This window comes from Muricoccus radiodurans (genome assembly GCF_050154705.1).
In the GTDB taxonomy this organism is placed as follows: Bacteria; Pseudomonadota; Alphaproteobacteria; order Acetobacterales; family Acetobacteraceae; genus Roseomonas; species Roseomonas radiodurans.
This window is the reverse complement of sequence record NZ_CP189561.1, coordinates 1,066,162-1,087,470: the sequence shown is the minus strand read 5'-3', so window position 1 is coordinate 1,087,470 and position 21,309 is coordinate 1,066,162. Positions and strand designations below refer to the sequence as shown.

The following is a 21,309-nucleotide window of genomic DNA, read 5'->3' as shown; positions in this document are numbered from 1 at the left end:
GGGCGAGGGACATCATGCCAGATCGCGAAGAGAGGACCGGTTCCACCCGTGTCGGCATCGCCGGCTGGACCTTCCCGCCCTGGCGCGGCAGCTTCTACCCGAAGGGCCTGAAGCAGAAGGACGAGCTCTCCCACGCGTCGAACCAATTCGCGACGCTCGAGATCAACGGCACCTTCTACTCCCTCCAGAAGCCCGAGACCTTCCGGTCCTGGGCCGCCGCGACACCGGACGGCTTCGTCTTCTCGATGAAGGCGCCGCAATACGTGACCCACATGCGCCGCCTGAAGGACGTCGAGGCGCCAATCGCCAACTTCTTCGCGAGCGGCCTCTTCGCCCTCGGCCCGAAGCTCGGCCCCATCCTCTGGCAGATCCCCCCGAAGCTGCCCTTCGACCGCGAGCGGATCGAGACCTGGCTGAAGCTCCTCCCGAAGCACACCATGGCAGCCGCAGCGATGGCCCGGCGCCACGAACCTCGGCTGGAAGGGCGCGCCCTCACCGAGCCGGAGCATGACGGCCCGATCCGCCACGCGGTCGAGGTCCGGCACGAGAGCTACGCCGACCCGGCCTTCATCGGCCTCCTGCGCGAGCACAACGTCGCCCTCGTGCTGACCGACGGAGTCGAGGAATACCCCCGCCTCGGCGATGTCACCGCCGACTTCGTCTATGTCCGCCTGCACGTCTCGAAGGCGCACGGGGAGGGGGGCTACGGCCACGCCGCCCTCGACGCCTGGGCCGATCGCAGCCGGGTCTGGTCCAAGGGCGGGGAGCCCGAGGGCCTCCGCCGCGTCGCCCCGGAGCCGCCGGCAAGGCTGGCGCATCGGGACGTCTTCCTCTACCTCGACGCCGCGGGCGACGAGGAGGTGAAGCTCTTCACGCCGCCCAACGCCACCGCGCTGGCCGACCGCCTGCGCCCGAGGAGCTGAGCGCCGCCCGAGATGACCACCGAAGACGCCCGGGACCAGATGGCGATCCTCGCCGGCGCGCTCCCCTACCTCAAGCGCTATGACGACGAGATCGTGGTCGTGAAGTACGGCGGCCACGCCATGGGCGAGGAGGAGGCCGCGCTCCGCTTCGGCCGCGACATCGCGCTGATGGAGCAGGTGGGCGTGAGCCCCGTGGTCGTGCATGGCGGTGGTCCGCAGATCAACGCCATGCTCAAGCGGCTGAACGTCCAGTCCACCTTCGTGGACGGCCTGCGCGTGACCGACGCGCAGATGGTGGATGTGGTCGAGATGGTGCTCGCCGGCACGGTGAATAAGCAGGTGGCGGAAGCCATCACCCGCGCCGGTGTCATCGCCGTCGGCATCTCCGGCAAGGACGGCAACCTCATCCGGGCGAAGAAGCTCACCCGCGTGGTGCGCGATCCGAACAGCCACCTCGAGAAGGTCCTCGACCTCGGCTTCGTGGGCGAGCCGGAGCACGTGGACACGAAGGTGCTGGAACTGCTGATCGGCGCCGACATCGTGCCCGTCGTCGCTCCGGCCGGCGTGGGCGAGGATGGCCAGACCTACAACATCAACGCGGACACGGTGGCCGGCGCCATCGCCGGTGCCCTGAAGGCCGCCCGCCTGCTGATGCTGACCGACGTCCCCGGCGTCCGTGGCCCCGATGGCCAGAACATCCCGGAGATGACCGTCGCCGAGGTCCGCGCGGGCATCGAGGCCGGCTGGATCTCCGGCGGGATGATCCCGAAAGTCGAGACCTGCATCTACGCCATCGAGAAGGGGGTGCAGGGCGCCGTCATCCTCGACGGCCGCGTCCCGCACGCCGTCCTGGCGGAGCTCTTCACCCCCGCCGGCCCGGGCACCCTCATCAAGCCCTGAGCCTCAGTTCCGGGGTCGGGGCGCCAGCAGCGCTTCGATCTCCGCCCGCATCGCCTCGGGTGGCAGCCCCCAGCCGCCGGGGGCCCCGGTGGCCTCGCCCGGCGCCGTGCCGAAGGCAGCGCCGGCGGCTTGTGCGGCTTGGACCGACAATCCCGCCTTCCAGCACAGCGCCATCAGCGTTCGCCCATTCCGGGCCAGGATGGCGCGCGTCACCGGCCCGGCCGGGAGCCCGCTCAAGGCGGCCAGGATACGCCCGCAATCCCCGGCCTGCCGGTCCCGCGCCGCTCGCAGGAACCCGGCCTCGTTCATGTCCCAGACCTGGCCGGACGGGCCGCGCTCCGCCAGCCGCGCCCGCAGATCCCGCAACAGTGCCGGGTCCAGGTCGTCCCGCGCGGCCAGCCCCTTCAGCATCTCGTCCGCGACGATCCCGGCCAGTGCGTGCGCCGCCGCGTGGCTTAGCCGCGGCCGCCGCACCAGCACGGCCTGCCAGGACGGCTCCGCGGCCGACCGCGACGCCAGGGCGTCCAGCGTGGCGTCGGGAATGGCGGCCGAGGCATTGGCCAGCAGCGCCGCCACCTCCGCAGCATTCCCGCCACACGCGATGGCGTCGCTCGGCGCCGGCCCCAGCCCCGCCCGGCGCGCGATCGCCCCGCGCGTTCCGGGCGCCGGCGGATCGGCGATCAACGCGATCAGGTCCGCATCCGTCAGCAGCGGGGAGAAGCGCAGCACCGGCTCCGCCACGGGCATGGCGGTGTCCCGGGCCAGCCGCAGGATCAGCGCACGCGGCGCGTCGGGAAGCTCCGCCACCAGCTCCGTGATGGCGGCACGTACGACCACCACGGCGTCCTCCACCAGCAGGCAGAGCGTGTCCCAGGCCATCCGCCGCAGCCGGTCCTGCGTCTCCGGGCTCAGCATCGGCGCCAGCGCGGCGAGCTTCCGCGCCAGCACCCGCCTGACGCGCGGGTCCTCGTCCCGGGCGAGCAGGCGGTCGGCCTGCGGAGGCGTCGCACCGTTCGCCGCGATGGCCACCCGGACCGTACTGGCGGGGTCATTGGCCAGGAAGAAGAGCATCTCCGGCGGCGTGTCGCGCCGCTCGGCCAGCCGGGCGCGCGCCGCCTCATCCTCCCTCAGCCTGGAGGCCAGCGGGTCGCTCATGCATCCATCCCGGCCCGGCGCCCGCCGCGGACGACCCGGAGGCGCGGCGTGAGAGCCCTTGCCATGTCGCCAAGCTGCCCGCGCCTCATGAACAAGGGCTGAACGGGAGCACCTTCACCACCGGGCTTCCGTTGACTTCCCGCCCGCCCCGCGCGATGGGGGCCGCCCGCCCGCCGCGTTCCCCCGCCACGATCCCCCGAGACGATCCAGGACAGCATGATGGACCTCTCCGCGCTCCAGCCCCAGATCGAGGCCCTGTGGGAGCGCCGCGCCGACCTCACCCCCGCGACCCGCGGCAGCGATCGCGACGCGATCGAGGCGGTGCTGGAAGCGATGGACTCCGGCCAGGTCCGCGTCGCCCAGCCGGACGGGCAGGGGGGCTGGACGGTCAACCAGTGGCTGAAGCAGGCCGTCCTCCTGTCCTTCCGGCTGGAGGACAGCGCGCCGATGGACACCGCCGCCGGCGCCTATGACAAGGTCCCGCTCAAGTTCGCCGACTGGGGCGAGAACCGCTTCCGCGAGGCCGGCTTCCGTGCCGTCCCCGGCGCCGTGGTGCGCCGCTCCGCCTACATCGCGCCCGGCGTCGTCCTGATGCCGAGCTTCGTGAACCTCGGCGCCTACGTGGACCGGAACACGATGGTGGACACCTGGGCCACGGTCGGCTCCTGCGCCCAGATCGGGAAGAACTGCCACATCTCCGGCGGCGCCGGCATCGGCGGCGTGCTCGAGCCCCTTCAGGCGAACCCCGTCGTGATCGAGGACGACTGCTTCATCGGCGCCCGCTCCGAGGTGGCGGAGGGCGTCATCGTGGGCCAGGGCAGCGTCCTCTCGATGGGCGTCTTCCTCGGTGCCAGCACGAAGATCGTGGACCGCACCACCGGCGAGGTCTTCATGGGCCACGTCCCGCCCTATTCCGTCGTGGTCCCCGGCAGCCTCCCCGGCAAGCCGCTGCCGGACGGCTCCGCGGGCCCCGCCCTCTACTGCGCCGTGATCGTGAAGCGCGTGGACGCCCGCACGCGGGAGAAGACGTCCATCAACGAGCTTCTGCGGGACTAGGAATTGAATCCGCTGCGCATCTTCCTCGTCGTGGGCGCCGTGATGATCGCGGGCCCCTTCGTCTACGCGCAGTTCCTCGACACGCATCAGGTCTTCTACCGCGACGCGCTGCCCGCGGGCGGCTACGGCCCGTGGCAGCCCGGCGGTCGCGGCCCCGGCCCAGCCGACTGCGCCCCCCTGCTGGAACGCCAGCGCGAGGTGACGCCGGAAGAACTCCGCGCCACCCGCGAGATCGTCTGTCGCCGCGTATGACGACCGACCCGCTCCCCACCGCCCAGGCCCTCATCCGCTGCGCCTCCGTCACCCCCGCCGATGACGGCGCGATCGCGGTGCTGGAGGCGGCGCTGACGCCGCTCGGCTTCACGTGCCACCGCCTGCGCTTCGGCGAGATCGAGAACCTCTTCGCCATCCGGCAGGGCAGGGGAAACGGCCCGCACCTCTGCTTCGCCGGCCACACCGACGTCGTCCCGCCCGGCGAGGGCTGGCGCCACGACCCCTTCGCCGCCGCCGTGGAGCACGACACCCTTTACGGCCGCGGCGCCGTGGACATGAAGGGCGGCGTCGCCGCCTTCGTCGCGGCCGCCGCCGATGCCGTGGCGGACGGCACCGCCGACCGCGGCACCCTCTCCTTCCTCATCACCGGAGACGAGGAGGGCCCGGCCGTGGACGGCACCACCCGCGTCCTCGACTGGATGAAGGAGCAGGGGCACATCCCCTCCATGTGCCTCGTCGGCGAGCCCACGAGCCAGGCCGCGCTCGGCGACACGATCAAGATCGGCCGCCGCGGCTCTCTCTCCGCCGACATCACCGTGCACGGCACCCAGGGCCACGTCGCCTACCCCGACCGCGCCGACAACCCGATCCACCGCCTCGTCCGCGTCCTGCACCGCCTGACGGCGGAACCGCTCGACCACGGCAGCGTCTGGTTCCAGCCGAGCACCCTGCAGGTGACGAGCGTCGATGTGGGCAACCCCGCCGGCAACATCGTCCCCGCCGCTGCCCGCGCGCGCCTGAACATCCGCTTCAACGACCTCCACACCTCCGCCACGCTGGAGGCCGACATCCGCCGCGTGTTGTTGGAAGAGGCTCCGCGCCATGAGGCCCGCTTCTCCTGCTCCGGCGAATCCTTCCTCACCCAGCCCGGCCCCTTCGTGGACGCGCTGAAGAATGCCGTCCTTACCGCCACCGGACGGGAGACGCGGCTCGACACCGGCGGCGGCACGTCGGACGCCCGCTTCATCACCCGCCTCTGCCCCGTGGCCGAGCTCGGCGCGGTCGGCACCACCATGCACAAGGTGGATGAGTGCACGCCGGTCGCCGAGTTGCGTGACCTCGCCGCCCTCTACGGCGCCATCATCCGGGAATGCCTCGCCTGAGCGGAGCCGCGCCCCCGCCGGCGACGCCGCAGCCCGTGGTGGAGCGCCGCGTGCAGATCGCCGCCGGCCTCCAGGCAGCCCTCCTCCTCGGCCGGGGGGAGGAGCGAGGCCTCCGCTTCGCCATGCTCTCCATGGAGGGCCCCGCGCGCTCCTTCTGGGCCGCCATCATCTGCCTGCCCGCCTTCGTCGTCATCCGGCTGCTCACCCTCGAGCTCGTCACCGGGCCGCGGATGCTGGCGGAGCTGATTGGCTTCTCCCTCGGCTGGGTCGTCTTCCCGCTCGCCGCCCTCCCCCTCGCGGAAGCCTCCGGCCGCGGCCCGCTCTGGCCGCTCCTCGTCGCCGGTTGGAACTGGGCGAACATCGCGCAGTACGCCGTCCTCGTCGTCGCCCTCATCCTCGAGCAGATCCTGCCCTCGCCGCTGTCCGGGGCCGTCTCCCTCATCTCATTCGGCTACGCCGTGTGGATCGAGTGGTTCGTCGCGAAGGCCGCGCTCCGCATCACCGGTCCCCGCGCCGCGATCTTCGTCGCGATCGACCTCGCCATCGGGCTGACCATCGCCCTCACCGCCGCCCGCGTCGGCCGGGGCTGATCAGGACCGCGCGGGCAGCTTCGCCGGCGCTACCATCCCGCGCCCGGCGCGCACGGCGCCATCCCCGAACTTCTTCCGCAGCGCTTCCATCGCCTCCCAGCGGGCCGCCCGGCGCGGCGCCTCCGGGTCCGCCAGGTCGCCGCGGTCGGCACCCTGGCCCTCCACCAGCGGCTGCGCCCCGATCCCGATCAGCCGGAACGCGGTCCCATCCGCCTCCCGGCGCAGCAGCGGCAGCGCCGCGCCATAGAGCGTCTCCGGCACCGCGCTCGGGCCCGGCATCCGCGCGTTCCGCGTCCGCAGCGCGAAGTGCGCCGTCTTGAGCTTCAGCACCACGCCGCCGGCCGCCAGCTCCTTCTCGCGCAGCCGCCGGGCGAGCTTCTCGCAGAGCCGCCAGAGGATCGGCTCCATCTCTCCCGGCAGGATCAGGTCCCGGTCGAAGGTCGTCTCGGCGGAGACCGACTTGGTGTCCCGCTCCACCCGCACCGGCCGGCTATCCTGGCCGCTCGCGCGCGCCACCAGCACCGGCCCGTCCTCGCCGAAGCGCCGCATTGCCTCCCGCGCATCGAGCCTCTGCAGCTGCCCGAGAGTCGAGAACCCCATGCCCGCCAGCTTCGCCGCGAAGGCCGGACCGACGCCCGGCAGGATCGTCACCGGCTCCGTCGCCAGCAGCGCGGCCGCCTCCGCCGCGCCGATCACGGCCATGCCCCGCGGCTTGTCCCGCTCCACCGCGATCTTCGCCAGCAGGCGGTTCGGCGCGAGGCCGATCGAGACGGTGACGCCCACCTCCCGCTCCACAGTGCGGGCGAAGCGTGCCAGCGCCACCGCCGGCGGCGCCCCGTGCAGCGCCTCTGTGCCCGAGAGGTCCATCACCGCCTCGTCGATGGACATCGCCTGGACGAGCGGCGTCAGCCCCTCCATGAGCGCCCGCACCTGCCGGGACGCCGCCACGTATTTCGAGAAGTCCGGCTTGATCACCACCGCGTCGGGGCAGAGCTTCAGCGCCTTGAACATCGGCATGGCCGAGCGCACGCCCCGTGTGCGCGCGACATAGCAGGCCGCCGACACCACGCCGCGGTGCCGCCCGCCCACGATGACCGGCTGACCCGCCAGCTCCGGCCGGTCCCGCTTCTCGACGCTCGCGAAGAACGCATCGCAGTCCACATGCGCGATGCTCAGCGTGAACAGTTCGTCATGCGCGACCACCCGCGCCGAGCCGCAGCCCGGACAGCGGCGGAACGCGACCTCCGAACGCGCGAAACACTCCCGGCACAGCGAAGCCATGCCGGAAGACTAGCACGAGGGGCGAACGCCCGCCCGAGTCGGCGTCAGTCCGTGTCCCAGAGCCGCGCCGCCCCGAACACCCCGGAGCTGTCCCCGTGCCGCGCCTGGACGAGGTTCACCGTCTTCGAATCCCCGAAGATGTAGGGCGCCATCAGCCCCGGCACGTCCCGGTAGAGGTGGGCAAAGTTCGAGACCCCGCCCCCGAGCACGATCACGTCCGGATCCACGATGTTGACCAGCGAGGCGAGCGCCCGCGCCAGCCGGTCCGCATGCCTTGCGAGGCCGGCCCGCGCCACCGCATCGCCGGACGCGGCCCGCGCCTCCAGCCCGCTCGCGTCCCGGCAGCCCGGCCCGTCCGTGTCCTCCGCGAGCGCCGGCCCGCAGAGATAGGTCTCGAGGCAGTCATGCCGCCCGCACCAGCACGCCCGGCTCCGAAGCTCCACTGGTGCCATCCAGGGCAGGGGGGTGTGCCCCCACTCCCCGGCCACCCGGTTCAGCCCGTCCAGCGGCCGCCCATGCACCACCCATCCGCCCCCCACCCCGGTCCCGAGGATGGCCGCGAAGACCACCGGGTATCCCGCGCCCGCGCCGTCCGCCGCCTCGCTCATGGCCAGGCAGTTGGCGTCGTTCATCACCCGGACCTCGCGCCCCAGCGCCGCGCCCAGATCCTTGTCCAGCGGCCGCCCGTTCAGCGCCTGGGTGTTTCCGTTCCGCACCAGCCCCGTGCGCGGATTGATGGACCCGGGAATCCCGACCCCCACCGTCCCGCGCCCGCCCAGCTCGCGCTCCGCCTCCTCGACCAGCTCGGCGATGGTGGCGACGATGGCCTCATACCCCTGGCCTGTCGGCTTCCGCCGCCGCAGCCGCACGGCGCCGTCCGCGTCCAGCGCCACGACCTCCGTCTTCGTTCCGCCGAGGTCCACGCCGAGCTTGATCGTCATGGCCGGGAAGGTGCCGTCGGGACCCCGCCGCCACAAGGCGCCCCTACTTCGGCCGGTTGCCCTCGTGCTGCGCCGCGTCGGGCACCGGCGTCACCCAGGGCTGCCGTCGTCCCACCCAGAGCTCGTATTCCGGCACCAGCCCCCGCCCGCCGTCGTCCAGCACGCCGAGCCGCACCTCGAGCTCGTCGCCCTCGAAGGCGCCGATCCGCGATCCGCAGCCGGGACAGAAGCTCCGGCGATACGCGTTCTCGCCCCAGTCCCGCGTCTGGCCCTCTACCCTCGCCCGCTCGATCGGCCAGACCGCGAAGGCGATGAAGGGGCCGCCGACCTCCCGCTGGCAGGTCAGGCAGTGGCACAGCCCCACCCGCTTCGGCGCGCCCGAGACGGCGATCCGGACCGCCCCGCAGTTACATGCGCCACGCCGTTCCGTGCTCATCGCCCATCCTCCCTCACCGGGCTGCAGCATGCCGCAGCCACCGCCGTCCCGCACCCGCTGGACTCGCCCCCCGCCGGGTGGTGGATTGCCCGGCCCATGACCGAGACCCTCCTCGACGTCCAAGGCCTGTCCTGCCCGCTGCCCGTGCTGAAGGCCAACAAGGCCCTGCGCGGCCTGCCCAGTGGCGCCCGCCTCACCGTCCTCGCGACCGACGCCGCCAGCGTCGCCGATTTCCAGGCGTTCTGCCGGGAGACCGGCCACGCCCTCGTCTCCTTCTCGGAGGCCGCCGGGGTCTACCGCTTCACCCTCCGCAAGCGGGATGAGGCCGGGGAGAAGGGCGCACCGCCGAAGCCCGCTGTACCGCCACGGACCGGCCCGGCGCGCACGGGAAGCGGCCGCTGATGCTCCTCCTCACCCACCCCGCCTGCGTCCGGCACGAGATCGCGCCCGGCCACCCCGAGTGCCCCGACCGCCTGCGCGCCGTGATGCAGGCGCTGGAGGCGCAGCAATTCTCCACCCTCATCCGCGCCGAGGCCCCCGAAGCCACGCGCGAGCAGCTCGAGCGCGTCCACCCCGCCTTCTACGTGGACCGCATCCTCTCTATCCGCCCGCCGGAGGGCGACAGCGTCGCCCTGGACGCGGACACCGCGATGAACGCTCATTCGGCCGAGGCCGCGCTCCGCGCCGCCGGGGCCGGCGTCGCCGCCGTGGATGCCGTCTGCGGCGGCGAGTACCCGCGCGCCTTCTGCGCCGTCCGCCCCCCCGGCCACCACGCCGAGCCGACCCAGGCGATGGGTTTCTGCCTCTTCTCCAGCGCCGCCATCGCTGCCCGCCACGCCCAGGCCGCGCACGGGGTGGAGCGGGTCGCTGTCCTCGACTTCGACGTCCACCACGGCAACGGTACCCAGGCCGCCTTCGAGCGGGACCCCACGCTCTTCCTCGCCTCCTCCCACCAGATGCCGCTCTATCCCGGCACCGGCGCCGCCTCGGAGACCGGGGTGGGCAACATCCTCAACGTCCCGCTCCGCCCCTACGCGGACGGCCCGGCCTTCCGCCGGGCATGGGAGGCGGAGATCCTCCCCGCCGTGGAGCGCTTCGCCCCCGGCCTGATCGTCATCTCCGCCGGCTTCGACGCCCATCGCCGCGACCCGCTGGCTCAGATCAACCTCGACGAGGCCGAATTCGCCTGGGTGACCGAGGCCATCTGCGACGTCGCCCGCCGGACCTCCGGCGGTCGGGTGGTCTCGATGCTGGAAGGCGGCTACGACCTCACCGCCCTCGCGCGCTCGGCCGCCGCGCATGTCCGCGCGCTGATGCAGGCCTGACCGGAATCCCAACATGTCCGATGACGTCGAAAACCTGTCTTTCGAGGACGCGCTGCGCGAGCTTGAGGCCATCGTGAGAAGCCTCGAGGGCGGCCAGGTGAAGCTGGAGGAGGCGATGGACGCCTATGCCCGTGGCACCGCCCTTCGCCAGCATTGCGAGCGCAAGCTGAGCGAGGCCGAGGCCCGCGTGCAGGCCCTCGTCCCCGGCAATCCTCCCTCCATGCGGGAAGTCGAATGACCGACCTCGCCGAAGCCCTGACCGCCGCCGCCGCCGAGGTGGACGCGGCGTTGGACGACCTCCTCCCGCCGGAGGAGGGCGACGAGGCCTCGCTCTTCGCCGCCATGCGCTACGCCACCATCGGCGGCGGGAAGAAGATGCGCGCCTTCCTCGTTCTCGAATCCGCCCGCCAGTTCGCGGTGGCCCGCAACTCCGCCCTGCGCACCGCGGCGGCGGTGGAGATGCTGCACGCCTACTCCCTCGTCCATGACGACCTGCCCGCGATGGACGACGACGACCTCCGCCGCGGCAAGCCCACCGTCCACAAGGCCTGGGACGAGGCGACCGCCATCCTCGTCGGCGACGCGCTCCAGACCGCCGCCTTCGCGACCCTCGCCCATGAGGACACCCACCCCGATCCTGCGGTCCGGGCCGAGCTCGTCCTCCGCCTGGCCCAGGCGGCGGGCTGCCGCGGCATGGTCGGCGGCCAGATGCTCGACATCCTCGCCGAGCGCGCCGAGGCCCCGCTGGACGAGGCCCGGATCGGCCGCCTCCAGCTCCTGAAGACCGGCAAGCTCATCGAGTTCTCGGCCGAGGCCGGCGCCGTGCTCGGCAAGGCCCCCACCCACCCACGCCACGCGCTGACGAATTACGGCCGCGACATCGGCGCCGCGTTCCAGATCGCCGACGACCTCCTCGACCTGACGGCCACCGCGGAGGACATGGGCAAGGCGACCGGCAAGGATGCCGCCGCGAACAAGGCCACGCTCGTCGGCTATCTCGGTCCCGACCGGGCCCGCGCCCATGCCGAGCGCCTCGTCGAGCAGGCCAAGGGCCATCTGGACAGCTTCGACGACCGCGCCGATCTCCTCCGCGCCCTGGCGGACCACGTCATCCGGCGCCGCAACTAGCGGGTTGCGGGGCGGTCCGTCGCCCCCGATCAGCTGGGCAGGGCGGGGAGGGGACCGCCCCTCCCGTGCAGCCGGGCTAGGGCCGCAGCCAGCGCGCGGCGTTGACCAGGGTCGCGAGGGCGGCGGCTACATAGGTCAGGGCCGCCGCCCGCAACACCCGGCGTGCGGCCGCAAGATCGGCCGCGCGGAGATAGCCGCCCCGCTCCAGCACCGGCAGCGCCTTTCCGAAGCTCGCGTCCCATTCCACCGGAAGCGTGACCGCATGGATCGCCAGCCGCCCGAGGAGGAAGACGACCCCAAGCGCGAACTGCGCCGCCAGCAGCGCGGGCGCGCGCACCACGGCGAACAGGAACGGCGCTGCCAGCAGGATCACCAGCGCCACCCGGTCCAGCGGCCCGATCCAGGTGACCAGCGCCATCCGGCGCCGGAAGGATGGCTCGTCCCGCGCGTGCTGGACCGCGTGCGAGACCTCGTGCGCCGCCACGGCCACGGCGGACACGGACCGCCCCTCCAGGTGCTCGGGCAGCAACCGGACCACCCGGGCCTGCGGGTCGTAGTGATCCCCCTGGTCCGTCTCCTCGACCGGCACCGCGTGCAGCCCGGCCTCGTCCAGCAGGTGCCGCGCCAGCTCCCCGCCCGTCCCGGGCAGGTCCGGCCGCTCCGCCCCGTGCCGGCGCATCACGAACCAGATCCAGAGAGACGGCCCATAGATCACCCCGATGAGCAGGACGGTCCCGAGGAGGATGAGAAGAGGCATGGCCCAAATCTGGGCCGGCGCCGCCCCGGCCGGGAGGCGGAATTCTCGCGCCGGTCGCATCCGGTAGGCCCGTCAGAAGGCCTTGCTTGGCCTCCCCGGGTCAAGGGACTAGAACGGGGGCAGCATGTCCTCCCCTCCTGTGACCCCGTTGCTGGACCGTGTTCGCGTTCCGGCGGATCTTCGGAACTTCTCGGCCGAGCAGCTGAAGGAGTTGGCCGAGGAGTTGCGGGCCGAGACGATCCACGCGGTCTCGACCACGGGCGGGCATCTGGGCGCGAGTCTTGGCGTAGTGGAGCTGACGACGGCGATCCATGCCGTCTTCGACACGCCGACCGACCGGCTGATCTGGGACGTCGGCCACCAGGCCTACCCGCACAAGATCCTGACCGGCCGGCGCGACCGCATCCGCACGCTGCGCCAGCCCGGCGGCCTCTCGGGCTTCACCCGGCGCTCGGAGTCCGAGTACGACCCCTTCGGCGCCGCCCACTCCTCCACCTCCATCTCCGCCGGGCTCGGCATGGCGGTCGCCCGCGACCTGCTGGGCCGCCGGGCCGGGCAGAACGTCATCGCGGTGATCGGCGACGGCGCCATGTCGGCCGGCATGGCTTATGAGGCGATGAACAACGCCGGCGCGATGAAGTCGCGCCTGATCGTCGTGCTGAACGACAACGACATGTCGATCGCCCGCCCCGTCGGCGCGCTCTCGGCCTACCTCTCCCGCCTCATCTCGTCCCGCCCCTTCCTCTCCATCCGCGAGGTGATGGCGAAAGTGGCCCGCCGCTTCCCCGGGCCGCTCGCGCGGGCCGCCGAGCGCGCCGACGAGTACGCCCGCGGCTTCCTCACGGGCGGGACGCTGTTCGAGGAGCTCGGCTTCTACTACGTCGGCCCGGTGGACGGGCACGACCTCGACCACCTCCTGCCCGTGCTGCGCAACCTGCGCGACGCCGAGGAGGCCGGGCCCATCCTGCTCCACGTCGTCACCCAGAAGGGCAAGGGCTACGCCCCCGCCGAGGCCTCGGCCGACAAGTACCACGGCGTGGTGAAGTTCAACGTGATCACCGGCGAGCAGGCCAAGGCCCCCCCCGGCCCGCCCGCCTACACGAAGGTCTTCGCCCAGGCCCTCATCGCCGAGGCCGAGGCGGACGAGCGCATCGTGGCCGTCACCGCCGCCATGCCCTCCGGCACCGGGCTCGACGCCTTCGGCAAGCGCTTCCCGCGCCGGACCTTCGACGTCGGCATCGCCGAGCAGCACGCCGTCACCTTCGCCGCCGGCATGGCCTGCGAGGGGCTGCGGCCGTTCGTGGCGATCTACTCCACCTTCCTCCAGCGCGCCTACGACCAGGTGGTCCACGACGTGGCCCTCCAGAACCTGCCCGTGCGCTTCGCGATGGACCGCGCCGGGCTGGTCGGGGCCGATGGCGCGACGCATGCCGGCGCCTACGACATCGCCTATCTCGGCTGCATCCCGAACATGACCCTCATGGCGGCCAGCGACGAGGTGGAACTCACCCACATGGTCGCCACCGCCGCCAGCCACGACGCCGGCCCGATCGCCTTCCGCTACCCGCGCGGGGAGGGCAGGGGCCTCGAGCTGCCCGCCCGCGGCACGCCACTCCCGATCGGCAAGGGCCGCATCCTGCGCGAGGGCACCGCCATCGCCCTCCTCTCCTACGGCACCCGCCTCGCCGAGGCCCTGCTCGCGGCCGAGGACCTCGCCGCCCGCGGCCTCTCCTGCACCGTCGCCGACGCCCGCTTCGCCAAGCCCCTCGACACCGGCCTCGTCGAACAACTCGCCCGCCACCACGAGGTGCTCATCACCCTCGAGGAGGGCTCCACCGGCGGCTTCGGCGCCCTCGTCGCCCACCACCTCGCCCATGCCGGCCTCCTCGACGGCGGCCTCCGCTTCCGACCCCTCACCCTCCCCGACTTGTACCTCGACCACGACACCCCAAAACGACAGTATGACACCGCAGGGCTCAACGCCCCGCAGATTGCGAATGCCGCCCTGGCCGCCCTGGGACAGGACCGGATCGCACGACCCGCGAGGGCATGACGATGCGCCGTCTCGAGATCCGCTCCGAACCCGCCCAGCCCGGCGAGGAAACGGTGTACGATCCGAACGGCATTGGTCATCAGCCCCTCGACCGGCCATCGGGAGCCCGTCGCAGCGCCCCCCGCGACGCCGGATGGGTCCTGCGCGAGGCAGGCTCGGAGGATACCCAGCCCGCCGCGCGGATCGCCGGTGCGAGCTGGGACGGCACCGTTCTCCCTTGCGAGGAGCCCCGGAAGCGCCACTGAGACCGCGCGTGACCGAAGCCGCCGGTCCGGCAGTATGCCCGGCCCACGATCCACGCGGCCATGTCGAGGCGTAACGGCGACTTGCCTGAACGCGTGCCCAAGATCCGCGCCGACGCCGCACTCGTCGAGCGCGGCCTCGCCGAAAGCCGCACCCGCGCCCAGGCCTTGATCCTCGCCGGTGTCGTGTTCTCGGGCGAGCAGCGGGTCGATAAGCCCGGGACGACCCTGCGCGCGGACCAGCCGCTCGAGGTTCGGGGGCAGGACCACCCCTGGGTCAGCCGCGGGGGCCTGAAGCTCGCCCACGGGCTGGAGCACTTCGCCCTCGACCCAACCGGCCGTGTGGCGGTGGATGTCGGCGCCTCCACGGGCGGCTTCACCCATGTCCTGCTGCACCATGGCGCAGCACGCGTCTACGCCGTGGATGTGGGCCACGGCCAGCTCGCATGGAGCCTCCGCAACGACCCCCGCGTCGTGGTGCTGGAGCGGGTGAACGCCCGCTATATTGACGCTGCGACGATTGCCGAACCGATCGGCGCGATCGTCTGCGACGCCTCCTTCATCGGCCTGTCGACCGTGCTGCCCGCCGCCCTGTCCCTCGCGGCACCGGGGGCCTGGGCCGTGGCGCTGATCAAGCCGCAATTCGAGGCGGGACCGGACGCAGTGGGAAAAGGGGGCGTCGTCCGAGACCCGAATGTCCACCGCGCCGTCTGCGCGCGAGTCCAGTCCTGGTGGTCCAGCCTGCCGGGATGGGAGGTGCTCGGCATCACGGAGAGCCCGATCACCGGCCCCGAGGGCAACAAGGAATTCCTGATCGGCGCCCGGCGCGGCTGATCCAGGCGCCCCGGCCTATCGGCCCGGCGACGGCTGTGGTTCGGGGGCGGACAGCTTCCCCGCAAGGGCCCAGACGCGCGAGGCGTCCAGCGGCACGTCCGGGTCGTTGATCAGCCGGTCCAACTCATCCAGCGCGCGCTCTGTCTCGCGCTCCGTCATTCACGCCTCCCGGATGCGGTGCAATGCAACATCATCAACCATCCTGCCCGGGCAAGGTTGCCACCGGACAGCCCTCCGCGACAAAAATACACGCGCCCGAGTCGTAAGAATGAGCCACCATATCAAGCACTTGGTGCGCTGTCTGGCCGACCCCGCGCAGCGCCTCTCAGGGCGTTGAGACGAGCGCCGACGCCAGGGCGGCCACGCGCCCGCCGGGATGGGATGGGTTCCGGAACCGCAGCTCTCCCTCGGCTGCAGCGTCGGGCGGCGCCAGCCCGAACATCTCCGCCCGGCTCGAGCAGGACACGCAGGTCACCGGCCGCAGCCGCTCGGTCGTCAGGCTCCGCCGCACCGCACCCTCCAGTTCCATCCGGTCCCGCAGCCCGCGCCACTCCGCCCGGTCCAGATCGTCCAGGAAGATGGCGACCAAGCCCGGCCGCCGCCCGCCCAGGCGGGCCACCGCGCCGTCCAGCCGCTGGCACACAGCCCGGGAGATATCATTCCCGCCCCCGGCCCGAGCGGCCAGGACAAGCATGTTCCCACCGGCCTGCGCGACCGCCAGCTGGGCCTCCGGCCCGAACTGGGCGCGCAGCGATGCCGCCGGCACCGCGGACTGGGCCCCGGCCAGAACCAGGGGATCGAGCTTCAGGATGGCATCCGCCGCCTGCTCCTGCCGCCGCTGGGCCTGCAGCATGTCCAGGATGCGCCGATGCAGCACCTGCACGTCGGTCCCTGTGGTCCGCAGCCCCTCCGGCAGGGTCACCTTCAGCACATAGCGCCCGGGATGCGCCGCCAGCCAGGTCTGGAGGTCGGGGTTCATCGCATCGACCAGGGCGCACCAGCCGCCCCGTTGCAGCGGCCGCCCCTCCTCGGCCGAGACCGTCTCGCAGACCACCTCAGCCTCCGCGCCGTCGCGCGCGATCACGAGATCATGCGGCGTGCCCTCGACCAGCCCCGTGAAGTGCACCTCGAAGCCGCGGGCCCGCTGCATCGCCGCCAACCGCAGGAGGTGGAACAGCGGGATGAGGCTCTCCTCCCCCGTCAGCCCGGCCACCACGCGCTCGCGCAGCCGCTCCCGCGACTCCGGTGGCAGGGCAGCCGCGAGGCGCACAGCCTCGCCCGCATAGGCGACAACCCGCCGCTCGCCCTCTGAGCTGCCGCCCGGATTGGCCCCTGCCAACCTCGCAAGAATCAGCTCCGCCTCGTGGCGACGCGCCGCCGCCCGGCCGCGCAGGGAAGGGGCCTCGACCCGCCGCCCCAGTTCGGCCACGCGCTCGCGCCAACGGCGCCGACCGGCCAGCCCGAGAAAGGCAGCGGCCACCGACTCATCCGACTCCGAAGTGCTAACCGGCATGGGGTGTCTCCCGCGTCGCGGTGAGCGGAATACCCGAGTCCGGTAGTCGGTTAAATCGTCTCGCCGATCAGTTTCGCGGGAGGCGCGTTTTGGTCGGAGCGTCCGGCACCTGCGCCCGGTGCCGCAAAAGGGCGTCGGCGAGCACGCAGGCCATCATTGCCTCCCCCACCGGAACAGCGCGGATCCCGACGCAGGGGTCGTGCCGTCCCTTGGTCGTCAGTTCCACCTCCTGCCCGTGCCGGTCCACCGCCCGTCGCGGCGTCAGGATCGAGGAGGTCGGCTTTACGGCGAAGCGCGCCACCACCGGCTGTCCGGTGGAGATCCCGCCCAGCACCCCGCCCGCGCGGTTCGACAGGAAATCGACGGTCCCATCGGGCGCCATCCGCATCTCGTCGGCATTGGCCTCGCCGGTCAGGGTCGCGGACGCGAAGCCGTCACCGATCTCCACCCCCTTCACCGCGTTGATCGACATGAAGGCGGCAGCGATCTCCGCATCCAGCTTGCCGTAGATCGGCGCCCCCAGACCGGGCGGCACGCCTTCGGCGACCACCTCGATCACCGCCCCGATCGAGCTGCCGGACTTGCGCAGCGCCAGCAGCCGCTCCTCCCACCGCGCCGCGGCCGCACGGTCCGGGCAGAAGAAGCTGTTCTCCTCCAGCGCCGCCCAGTCCCAGGCAGCCCGGTCCACAGTGTCCTCCCCCATCGCCACCATCGCGCCGCGGATTGTCACCCCGGACCCCAGCACCCTCCGTGCGACGGCGCCGGCCGCGACCCGCATCGCCGTCTCCCGCGCGGAGGCGCGCCCGCCGCCGCGGTAATCCCGAACCCCGTATTTCAGGTGATAGGCAAGATCCGCGTGGCCCGGACGGAAGGAGTCCTTGATCTCCCCGTAATCCTTCGACCGCTGGTCCTTGTTCTCGATGAACAGGGAGATCGGCGTTCCCGTCGTCAGCCCCTCGAAGGTGCCCGAGAGGATCCGGACCTCGTCGGGCTCCTGCCGCTGCGTCACGAATTTCGACTGTCCCGGGCGTCGTCGGTCCAGCCAGGGCTGGATATCCGCCTCGGTCAGCGCCAGCCCGGGCGGGCAACCATCCACCACGCCGCCGATCGCGGGCCCGTGGCTCTCCCCCCAGGTGGTGACGCGGAAGAGGTGGCCGAAGGAGTTATGCGACATGCGACGGCCCCGCCGCCGTGTGGAGAACGGGCCCGCGCCGCATCCCCCGATCGAGCACCGTCATCGCCGCGCGCACCTCCCGGACGCGCCGCGCCTACCACGCCGCCGCCCACCCGGACCAGAGCACCGCGGGCGCTTCGCTCAGACCCACCGACCGCTTGCATTCCGCCCGACGCGCCGCGCCAGCCCTGGACGTCAGGGAAGGGCAGCCGCCCGGTACCGGCAGCGCGCCAGCCAGGGCGTCCCGTCCATCAACACCTCGTCGAAGAGCCCGCCCTCGCAGACCACGGCAGCGGCGGCATCGCGACGGACCGTGGTCCCGCGATGCGCGTGGACGGAGATCAAAACGCCCGGCCGGCAACGCTCGCGCGCCTGCCGCCGGAGGTCCTCGTCATCGAGAACGCCTGCCCGGACCGGAACCGTCACGCGGCATCCATCGTCCGCGGCGGCGCCCTGCGTCCCGACGAAGCCGGAGAGCAGCAGAAGCGCCGTCGCGGCCCTAGTTGCCACTCGCGACCGCGATGTCGGGCGCGTCCGGGTGCTTCATGCCCACCACGTGATACCCGCAGTCCACGTGGTGCACCTCGCCCGTGACGCCGCCCGAGAGCGGCGACAGGAAATACAGCCCGGCCCCGCCCACCTCCTGCAGTCCGACGTTCCGCCGCATCGGCGCGTTGAGCTGGTTCCACTTCAGGATGTAGCGGAAGTCGCCGATCCCGCTGGCCGCCAGCGTCTTGATCGGTCCCGCGGAAATCGCGTTCACGCGGATGCCGCGGTCGCCCAGGTCGGCGGCCATGTAGCGCACGCTCGCCTCCAGCGCGGCCTTGGCCACGCCCATGACGTTGTAGTGCGGCATCACCCGCTCGGCGCCGAGATAGGTGAGGGTGAGCAGAGACCCGCCCTCTTCCATCATCGCGGCGGCCCGCCGGGCCGTGCTCACGAAGGAGTAGCAGGAGATGTCCATCGCCTGCAGGAACGCCGCCTTCGGCGTGTCCAGGTACCGCCCACGGAGATACTGCTTGTCCGCGAAGCCGATCGCATGGACCAGGAAGTCGATCTTCGGCCAGCGCGCCGCCACCGCGTCGAAGGCCGCGTCGATCGCCGCCTCGTCGCTCACGTCGCACGGCACCAGCAGGTCCGACCCCACGCTCGCCGCCAACGGCCGCACCCGCTTCTCCAGCGCCTCGCCCTGATAGGTGAAGGCGATCTCCGCCCCCTGTGCCGCGGCAGCCTGCGCGATGGCCCAGGCGATGGAGCGGTCATTCGCCACCCCCATCACCAGCCCGCGCCTGCCCGCCATCAGCGTGCCCTGCACGGGCGCGGCGCTCTCCTGCACGCTGTCGTTCATCGGGACGTCCCCACCTCCGCGGCCCGCGCGCCGGCCCACCGGCCGGGGCGCCTGTCACGTTGCGACCGGCCGGGAGGGGTGGCACACCGGCCCCACCCGGACAACCCCCACGGGGGGCACCCAGCCCCCGGAAGGCCCGACCCATGACCCCTGACACCCACCCCGGCGCGGGCGCCGGTGCGGCCGCGAACGGCATCCCCGACGTCGCCGACCCGCTCGCCCTCTTCGAGGCCTGGATGAAGGACGCCACGGCATCCGAGCCGAACGACCCGAACGCCATGTCGGTCGCGACCTGCACGCCGGACGGCGTCCCCTCCGTCCGCGTGGTGCTGCTGAAGGAATTCGATGCCCGGGGCTTCACCTTCTACACGAACGAGCAGAGCCGGAAGGGCGACGAGCTTCTCGCCAACCCTCGCGCCGCCCTCTGCCTCCACTGGAAGTCCCTGCGCCGCCAGGTCCGGGTGGAGGGCCGGGTCGAGCGCACGAGCGCGGCGGAGTCGGACGCCTATTTCGCTTCCCGCGCCCGCGGCTCCCGCATCGCGGCCCTCGCCTCCATCCAGTCCCGCCCCCTGCCGGACCGCGCGACCTTCGAGGCCCGGATCGCCGAGTACGAGGCGATGCACCCCGATGAGAACGTTCCCCGCCCGCCGCACTGGGGCGGCTTCCGCGTGATCCCGGAGCGCATCGAGTTCTGGCAGGACATGCCCTATCGCCGGCATGACCGTCTCGTCTTCACCCGGGCGGGCACCGGCTGGACCACGGGCCGACTCTACCCGTGACCGTCCCGGCGGAGCAGGCGGCCGCCGCCGCGCTGCTCGCCCGCCTGACGGGCAGCGACGCGCCCGTCGAAACCCATGTCTCCGCCGTCTTCGTCGGCCGTGACCGCGTGCTCAAGCTGAAGAAGGCGGTGAACCTCGGCTTCCTCGACTTCACCGCCCCGGAGGCCCGGCGCCGCTACGCCGAGCGCGAGCTGGAGCTGAACGCCCCTGCCGCCCCCGGACTCTACCGCGCCGTCCACGGCATTCCGGCCGGCGCCGACCGGCTGGTCCCGGCTGATGATCCGCGGTCCCGCGAATGGGTGCTCGAGATGGCGCCTTTCCCGCCGGAGGACGTGCTGGACGCGGTCGCCGCGGCCGGCGGCATCACCCCCGCGATGCAGGACGCGCTCGGCGACGCCTTCGCCGCCCTGTCCGCCGCCTGTCCCGTGGTGCCCGATGTGGACGCCCCCGCCCGCTTCGCCGCGGTGCTGCGCGGCAACGCCCGCGCCGCCCTCTCCGCGGGCCTGCCCGCCCAGCGGGTCGTCGCCTGGCGCCGCGCTGCGGAGGCCACCCGCCGCCGTCTGGCACCCTTCCTCGCCCGCCGCGCCGGGCAGGGCTTCCTCCGCCGCGGCCACGGCGACCTGCACCTCGGCAACGTCGTCCTCTGGACGGGCCGCCCCACGGCCTTCGACGCCCTCGAATTCGACGAGGCGCTGGCGACCATCGACACGGGCTACGACCTCGCCTTCCTCCTGGCCGACCTCCTCCGCCGCTGCGGCCGCGACGCCGCCAACCGCGTGATGAACCGCGCCATCGCCCGCACCGGCGACACGGAGCTGGTCACGGCGCTTCCGCTCTGGCTCTCGACCCGCGCGCTCATCCGCGCCCACTGCCTCGCCCGCCTGCCCGACGCGCAGGAGATGGCGCACGCCTTTCTCTCGGACGCCGAATCTCACCTCGGTCCGGCGCCCCCCCGCATCGTCGCCATCGGCGGCCTCCAGGGCACGGGCAAGACGCATCTCGCCCGCCGCCTCGCGCCGATCCTCGGCGCCGCCCCCGGCGCGCTGCACCTCCGCACCGACGAGATCCGCAAGCGCCTCGCCGGCCTTCCGCCCGAGACCGGACTTCCGGCCGAAGCCTACTCCCCGGAGAACAGCGCCCTCGTCCACGACCTCCTCTTCGCCCAGGCGGAGAGCGCGGCCCGCGCCGGCCACGCCGTCGTCACGGACGCCACGTTCCTGAACCCCGCCATGCGCGCGGGCATCGAGGCCTCCGCCGCTCGCGCCGGCGTCCCGTTCACCGGCCTCTGGCTCGAAGCCCCGCGCGACATCCTGCGTGCCCGCCTCGACGCCCGGCAGGGCGATGCGTCGGATGCCACCGCAGCGGTCATGGAGGCCGCGGCCCGCGTCGAGGTCGGAACGATCACCTGGCCACGGCTGGACGCCGCCGCGGACCCCTTGCAAGCCGCCCTCTCCCTCGCCCAACTGCGGGAGCGGTAGCGGCGGATTCCACCCCGCCG

Annotated in this window: 24 protein-coding genes; 14 read left to right on the top strand and 10 right to left on the bottom strand. The window is 72.7% G+C overall.

Features of this window, described 5'->3' with window-relative positions:
• The first annotated feature begins 14 nt into the window (after nucleotides 1-14).
• Complete coding sequence (locus tag ACP6CK_RS05360; protein ID WP_426957850.1) at nucleotides 15-923, top strand: DUF72 domain-containing protein; 909 nt, start codon at nucleotides 15-17, stop codon at nucleotides 921-923.
• 12 nt (nucleotides 924-935) lie between these two features.
• Complete coding sequence (gene argB / locus ACP6CK_RS05355; protein WP_426957849.1) at nucleotides 936-1,823, top strand: acetylglutamate kinase; 888 nt, start codon at nucleotides 936-938, stop codon at nucleotides 1,821-1,823.
• A gap of 3 nt (nucleotides 1,824-1,826) precedes the next feature.
• Here the strand turns inward: argB and ACP6CK_RS05350 are convergent, their stop codons facing one another.
• On the bottom strand, nucleotides 1,827-2,978 hold the full coding sequence (locus ACP6CK_RS05350; protein ID WP_426957848.1) for a DUF2336 domain-containing protein: 1,152 nt from the start codon (nucleotides 2,976-2,978) through the stop codon (nucleotides 1,827-1,829).
• A 219-nt stretch (nucleotides 2,979-3,197) separates the two neighbouring features.
• Between ACP6CK_RS05350 and dapD the strand changes: the two genes are divergently transcribed.
• From dapD to ACP6CK_RS05330, 4 genes are read left to right on the top strand one after another with little or no spacing between them, the layout of a single operon-like run.
• Nucleotides 3,198-4,034, top strand: coding sequence for a 2,3,4,5-tetrahydropyridine-2,6-dicarboxylate N-succinyltransferase (gene dapD, locus ACP6CK_RS05345; protein WP_426959876.1), 837 nt, complete (start codon nucleotides 3,198-3,200; stop codon nucleotides 4,032-4,034).
• A 3-nt stretch (nucleotides 4,035-4,037) separates the two neighbouring features.
• The gene (locus ACP6CK_RS05340; protein ID WP_426957847.1) at nucleotides 4,038-4,286 is read left to right on the top strand and encodes a hypothetical protein; all 249 of its coding nucleotides are present in this window, start codon (nucleotides 4,038-4,040) and stop codon (nucleotides 4,284-4,286) included.
• Nucleotides 4,283-5,410: a succinyl-diaminopimelate desuccinylase gene (gene dapE, locus ACP6CK_RS05335; RefSeq protein ID WP_426957846.1), complete on the top strand. Its 1,128-nt coding sequence runs from the start codon at nucleotides 4,283-4,285 to the stop codon at nucleotides 5,408-5,410. Before ACP6CK_RS05340 ends, dapE begins: the two co-directional genes overlap by 4 nt.
• On the top strand, nucleotides 5,398-6,000 hold the full coding sequence (locus ACP6CK_RS05330) for a hypothetical protein (protein WP_426957845.1): 603 nt from the start codon (nucleotides 5,398-5,400) through the stop codon (nucleotides 5,998-6,000). Before dapE ends, ACP6CK_RS05330 begins: the two co-directional genes overlap by 13 nt.
• Here ACP6CK_RS05330 and ACP6CK_RS05325 read toward each other — a convergent pair whose 3' ends face one another.
• From ACP6CK_RS05325 to ACP6CK_RS05315, 3 genes are read right to left on the bottom strand one after another with little or no spacing between them, the layout of a single operon-like run.
• Entirely contained in the window at nucleotides 6,001-7,281 is a 1,281-nt protein-coding gene (locus tag ACP6CK_RS05325; RefSeq protein WP_426957844.1) for a DNA polymerase IV, read from the bottom strand. It lies immediately after the preceding gene.
• Nucleotides 7,282-7,325: 44 nt separating this feature from the next.
• Nucleotides 7,326-8,222 carry an ROK family protein gene (locus ACP6CK_RS05320; RefSeq protein WP_426957843.1) on the bottom strand — a complete coding sequence of 299 codons (897 nt, stop codon included), beginning with the start codon at nucleotides 8,220-8,222 and terminating at the stop codon, nucleotides 7,326-7,328.
• 43 nt (nucleotides 8,223-8,265) lie between these two features.
• Nucleotides 8,266-8,658, bottom strand: a complete 393-nt coding sequence (locus tag ACP6CK_RS05315; RefSeq protein WP_426957842.1) for a GFA family protein — start codon at nucleotides 8,656-8,658, stop codon at nucleotides 8,266-8,268.
• Between the two features lie 96 nt (nucleotides 8,659-8,754).
• On the opposite strand from ACP6CK_RS05315, the gene ACP6CK_RS05310 reads away from it, so the two are divergent.
• From ACP6CK_RS05310 to ACP6CK_RS05295, 4 genes are read left to right on the top strand one after another with little or no spacing between them, the layout of a single operon-like run.
• Nucleotides 8,755-9,060: a sulfurtransferase TusA family protein gene (locus ACP6CK_RS05310; protein ID WP_426957841.1), complete on the top strand. Its 306-nt coding sequence runs from the start codon at nucleotides 8,755-8,757 to the stop codon at nucleotides 9,058-9,060.
• On the top strand, nucleotides 9,060-9,983 hold the full coding sequence (locus tag ACP6CK_RS05305) for a histone deacetylase family protein (protein ID WP_426957840.1): 924 nt from the start codon (nucleotides 9,060-9,062) through the stop codon (nucleotides 9,981-9,983). The genes ACP6CK_RS05310 and ACP6CK_RS05305 overlap by 1 nt, the downstream gene beginning before the upstream one ends.
• Before the next feature lie 13 nt (nucleotides 9,984-9,996).
• On the top strand, nucleotides 9,997-10,221 hold the full coding sequence (xseB, locus tag ACP6CK_RS05300; RefSeq protein ID WP_426957839.1) for an exodeoxyribonuclease VII small subunit: 225 nt from the start codon (nucleotides 9,997-9,999) through the stop codon (nucleotides 10,219-10,221).
• Nucleotides 10,218-11,111, top strand: coding sequence for a polyprenyl synthetase family protein (locus tag ACP6CK_RS05295; protein WP_426957838.1), 894 nt, complete (start codon nucleotides 10,218-10,220; stop codon nucleotides 11,109-11,111). Before xseB ends, ACP6CK_RS05295 begins: the two co-directional genes overlap by 4 nt.
• 76 nt (nucleotides 11,112-11,187) lie before the next feature.
• Here the strand turns inward: ACP6CK_RS05295 and ACP6CK_RS05290 are convergent, their stop codons facing one another.
• On the bottom strand, nucleotides 11,188-11,868 hold the full coding sequence (locus ACP6CK_RS05290; RefSeq protein WP_426957837.1) for a zinc metallopeptidase: 681 nt from the start codon (nucleotides 11,866-11,868) through the stop codon (nucleotides 11,188-11,190).
• A 124-nt stretch (nucleotides 11,869-11,992) separates the two neighbouring features.
• Between ACP6CK_RS05290 and dxs the strand changes: the two genes are divergently transcribed.
• A complete protein-coding gene (gene dxs / locus ACP6CK_RS05285) occupies nucleotides 11,993-13,921 on the top strand; it encodes a 1-deoxy-D-xylulose-5-phosphate synthase (protein WP_426957836.1) in 1,929 nt (642 codons plus the stop codon).
• Nucleotides 13,922-14,259: 338 nt separating this feature from the next.
• Nucleotides 14,260-14,997: a TlyA family RNA methyltransferase gene (locus ACP6CK_RS05280; protein WP_426957835.1), complete on the top strand. Its 738-nt coding sequence runs from the start codon at nucleotides 14,260-14,262 to the stop codon at nucleotides 14,995-14,997.
• A gap of 15 nt (nucleotides 14,998-15,012) precedes the next feature.
• On the opposite strand, the gene ACP6CK_RS05275 is transcribed toward ACP6CK_RS05280, so the two are convergent.
• From ACP6CK_RS05275 to fabI, 5 genes are all read right to left on the bottom strand, one after another.
• Nucleotides 15,013-15,156 (bottom strand): peptide chain release factor 1, encoded by a 144-nt coding sequence (locus ACP6CK_RS05275; RefSeq protein ID WP_426957834.1) that lies wholly within the window; start codon nucleotides 15,154-15,156, stop codon nucleotides 15,013-15,015.
• 166 nt (nucleotides 15,157-15,322) lie between these two features.
• Entirely contained in the window at nucleotides 15,323-16,477 is a 1,155-nt protein-coding gene (locus ACP6CK_RS05270) for a hypothetical protein (protein WP_426957833.1), read from the bottom strand.
• Between the two features lie 100 nt (nucleotides 16,478-16,577).
• Complete coding sequence (gene aroC / locus ACP6CK_RS05265) at nucleotides 16,578-17,684, bottom strand: chorismate synthase (RefSeq protein ID WP_426957832.1); 1,107 nt, start codon at nucleotides 17,682-17,684, stop codon at nucleotides 16,578-16,580.
• Between the two features lie 195 nt (nucleotides 17,685-17,879).
• Nucleotides 17,880-18,110: a hypothetical protein gene (locus tag ACP6CK_RS05260; protein WP_426957831.1), complete on the bottom strand. Its 231-nt coding sequence runs from the start codon at nucleotides 18,108-18,110 to the stop codon at nucleotides 17,880-17,882.
• A gap of 73 nt (nucleotides 18,111-18,183) precedes the next feature.
• Nucleotides 18,184-19,032 carry an enoyl-ACP reductase FabI gene (fabI, locus tag ACP6CK_RS05255; protein WP_426957830.1) on the bottom strand — a complete coding sequence of 283 codons (849 nt, stop codon included), beginning with the start codon at nucleotides 19,030-19,032 and terminating at the stop codon, nucleotides 18,184-18,186.
• A 236-nt stretch (nucleotides 19,033-19,268) separates the two neighbouring features.
• Between fabI and pdxH the strand changes: the two genes are divergently transcribed.
• Both pdxH and ACP6CK_RS05245 read left to right on the top strand, forming a co-directional pair.
• Nucleotides 19,269-19,811, top strand: coding sequence for a pyridoxamine 5'-phosphate oxidase (gene pdxH / locus ACP6CK_RS05250; protein ID WP_426959875.1), 543 nt, complete (start codon nucleotides 19,269-19,271; stop codon nucleotides 19,809-19,811).
• Nucleotides 19,808-21,289 carry an AAA family ATPase gene (locus tag ACP6CK_RS05245; protein WP_426957829.1) on the top strand — a complete coding sequence of 494 codons (1,482 nt, stop codon included), beginning with the start codon at nucleotides 19,808-19,810 and terminating at the stop codon, nucleotides 21,287-21,289. Before pdxH ends, ACP6CK_RS05245 begins: the two co-directional genes overlap by 4 nt.
• Nucleotides 21,290-21,309: the final 20 nt, after the last annotated feature.

Bases quoted from the DNA above. Each gene is read 5' to 3' on its own strand.
- ACP6CK_RS05360 (WP_426957850.1), top strand. From the start codon at position 15: ATGCCAGATCGCGAAGAGAGGACCGGTTCCACCCGTGTCGGCATCGCC.
- argB (WP_426957849.1), top strand. From the start codon at position 936: ATGACCACCGAAGACGCCCGGGACCAGATGGCGATCCTCGCCGGCGCG.
- ACP6CK_RS05350 (WP_426957848.1), bottom strand. From the start codon at position 2,978: ATGAGCGACCCGCTGGCCTCCAGGCTGAGGGAGGATGAGGCGGCGCGC.
- dapD (WP_426959876.1), top strand. From the start codon at position 3,198: ATGGACCTCTCCGCGCTCCAGCCCCAGATCGAGGCCCTGTGGGAGCGC.
- dapE (WP_426957846.1), top strand. From the start codon at position 4,283: ATGACGACCGACCCGCTCCCCACCGCCCAGGCCCTCATCCGCTGCGCC.
- ACP6CK_RS05330 (WP_426957845.1), top strand. From the start codon at position 5,398: ATGCCTCGCCTGAGCGGAGCCGCGCCCCCGCCGGCGACGCCGCAGCCC.
- ACP6CK_RS05325 (WP_426957844.1), bottom strand. From the start codon at position 7,281: ATGGCTTCGCTGTGCCGGGAGTGTTTCGCGCGTTCGGAGGTCGCGTTC.
- ACP6CK_RS05320 (WP_426957843.1), bottom strand. From the start codon at position 8,222: ATGACGATCAAGCTCGGCGTGGACCTCGGCGGAACGAAGACGGAGGTC.
- ACP6CK_RS05315 (WP_426957842.1), bottom strand. From the start codon at position 8,658: ATGAGCACGGAACGGCGTGGCGCATGTAACTGCGGGGCGGTCCGGATC.
- ACP6CK_RS05310 (WP_426957841.1), top strand. From the start codon at position 8,755: ATGACCGAGACCCTCCTCGACGTCCAAGGCCTGTCCTGCCCGCTGCCC.
- ACP6CK_RS05305 (WP_426957840.1), top strand. From the start codon at position 9,060: ATGCTCCTCCTCACCCACCCCGCCTGCGTCCGGCACGAGATCGCGCCC.
- xseB (WP_426957839.1), top strand. From the start codon at position 9,997: ATGTCCGATGACGTCGAAAACCTGTCTTTCGAGGACGCGCTGCGCGAG.
- ACP6CK_RS05295 (WP_426957838.1), top strand. From the start codon at position 10,218: ATGACCGACCTCGCCGAAGCCCTGACCGCCGCCGCCGCCGAGGTGGAC.
- ACP6CK_RS05290 (WP_426957837.1), bottom strand. From the start codon at position 11,868: ATGCCTCTTCTCATCCTCCTCGGGACCGTCCTGCTCATCGGGGTGATC.
- dxs (WP_426957836.1), top strand. From the start codon at position 11,993: ATGTCCTCCCCTCCTGTGACCCCGTTGCTGGACCGTGTTCGCGTTCCG.
- ACP6CK_RS05275 (WP_426957834.1), bottom strand. From the start codon at position 15,156: ATGACGGAGCGCGAGACAGAGCGCGCGCTGGATGAGTTGGACCGGCTG.
- aroC (WP_426957832.1), bottom strand. From the start codon at position 17,684: ATGTCGCATAACTCCTTCGGCCACCTCTTCCGCGTCACCACCTGGGGG.
- fabI (WP_426957830.1), bottom strand. From the start codon at position 19,032: ATGAACGACAGCGTGCAGGAGAGCGCCGCGCCCGTGCAGGGCACGCTG.
- pdxH (WP_426959875.1), top strand. From the start codon at position 19,269: ATGAAGGACGCCACGGCATCCGAGCCGAACGACCCGAACGCCATGTCG.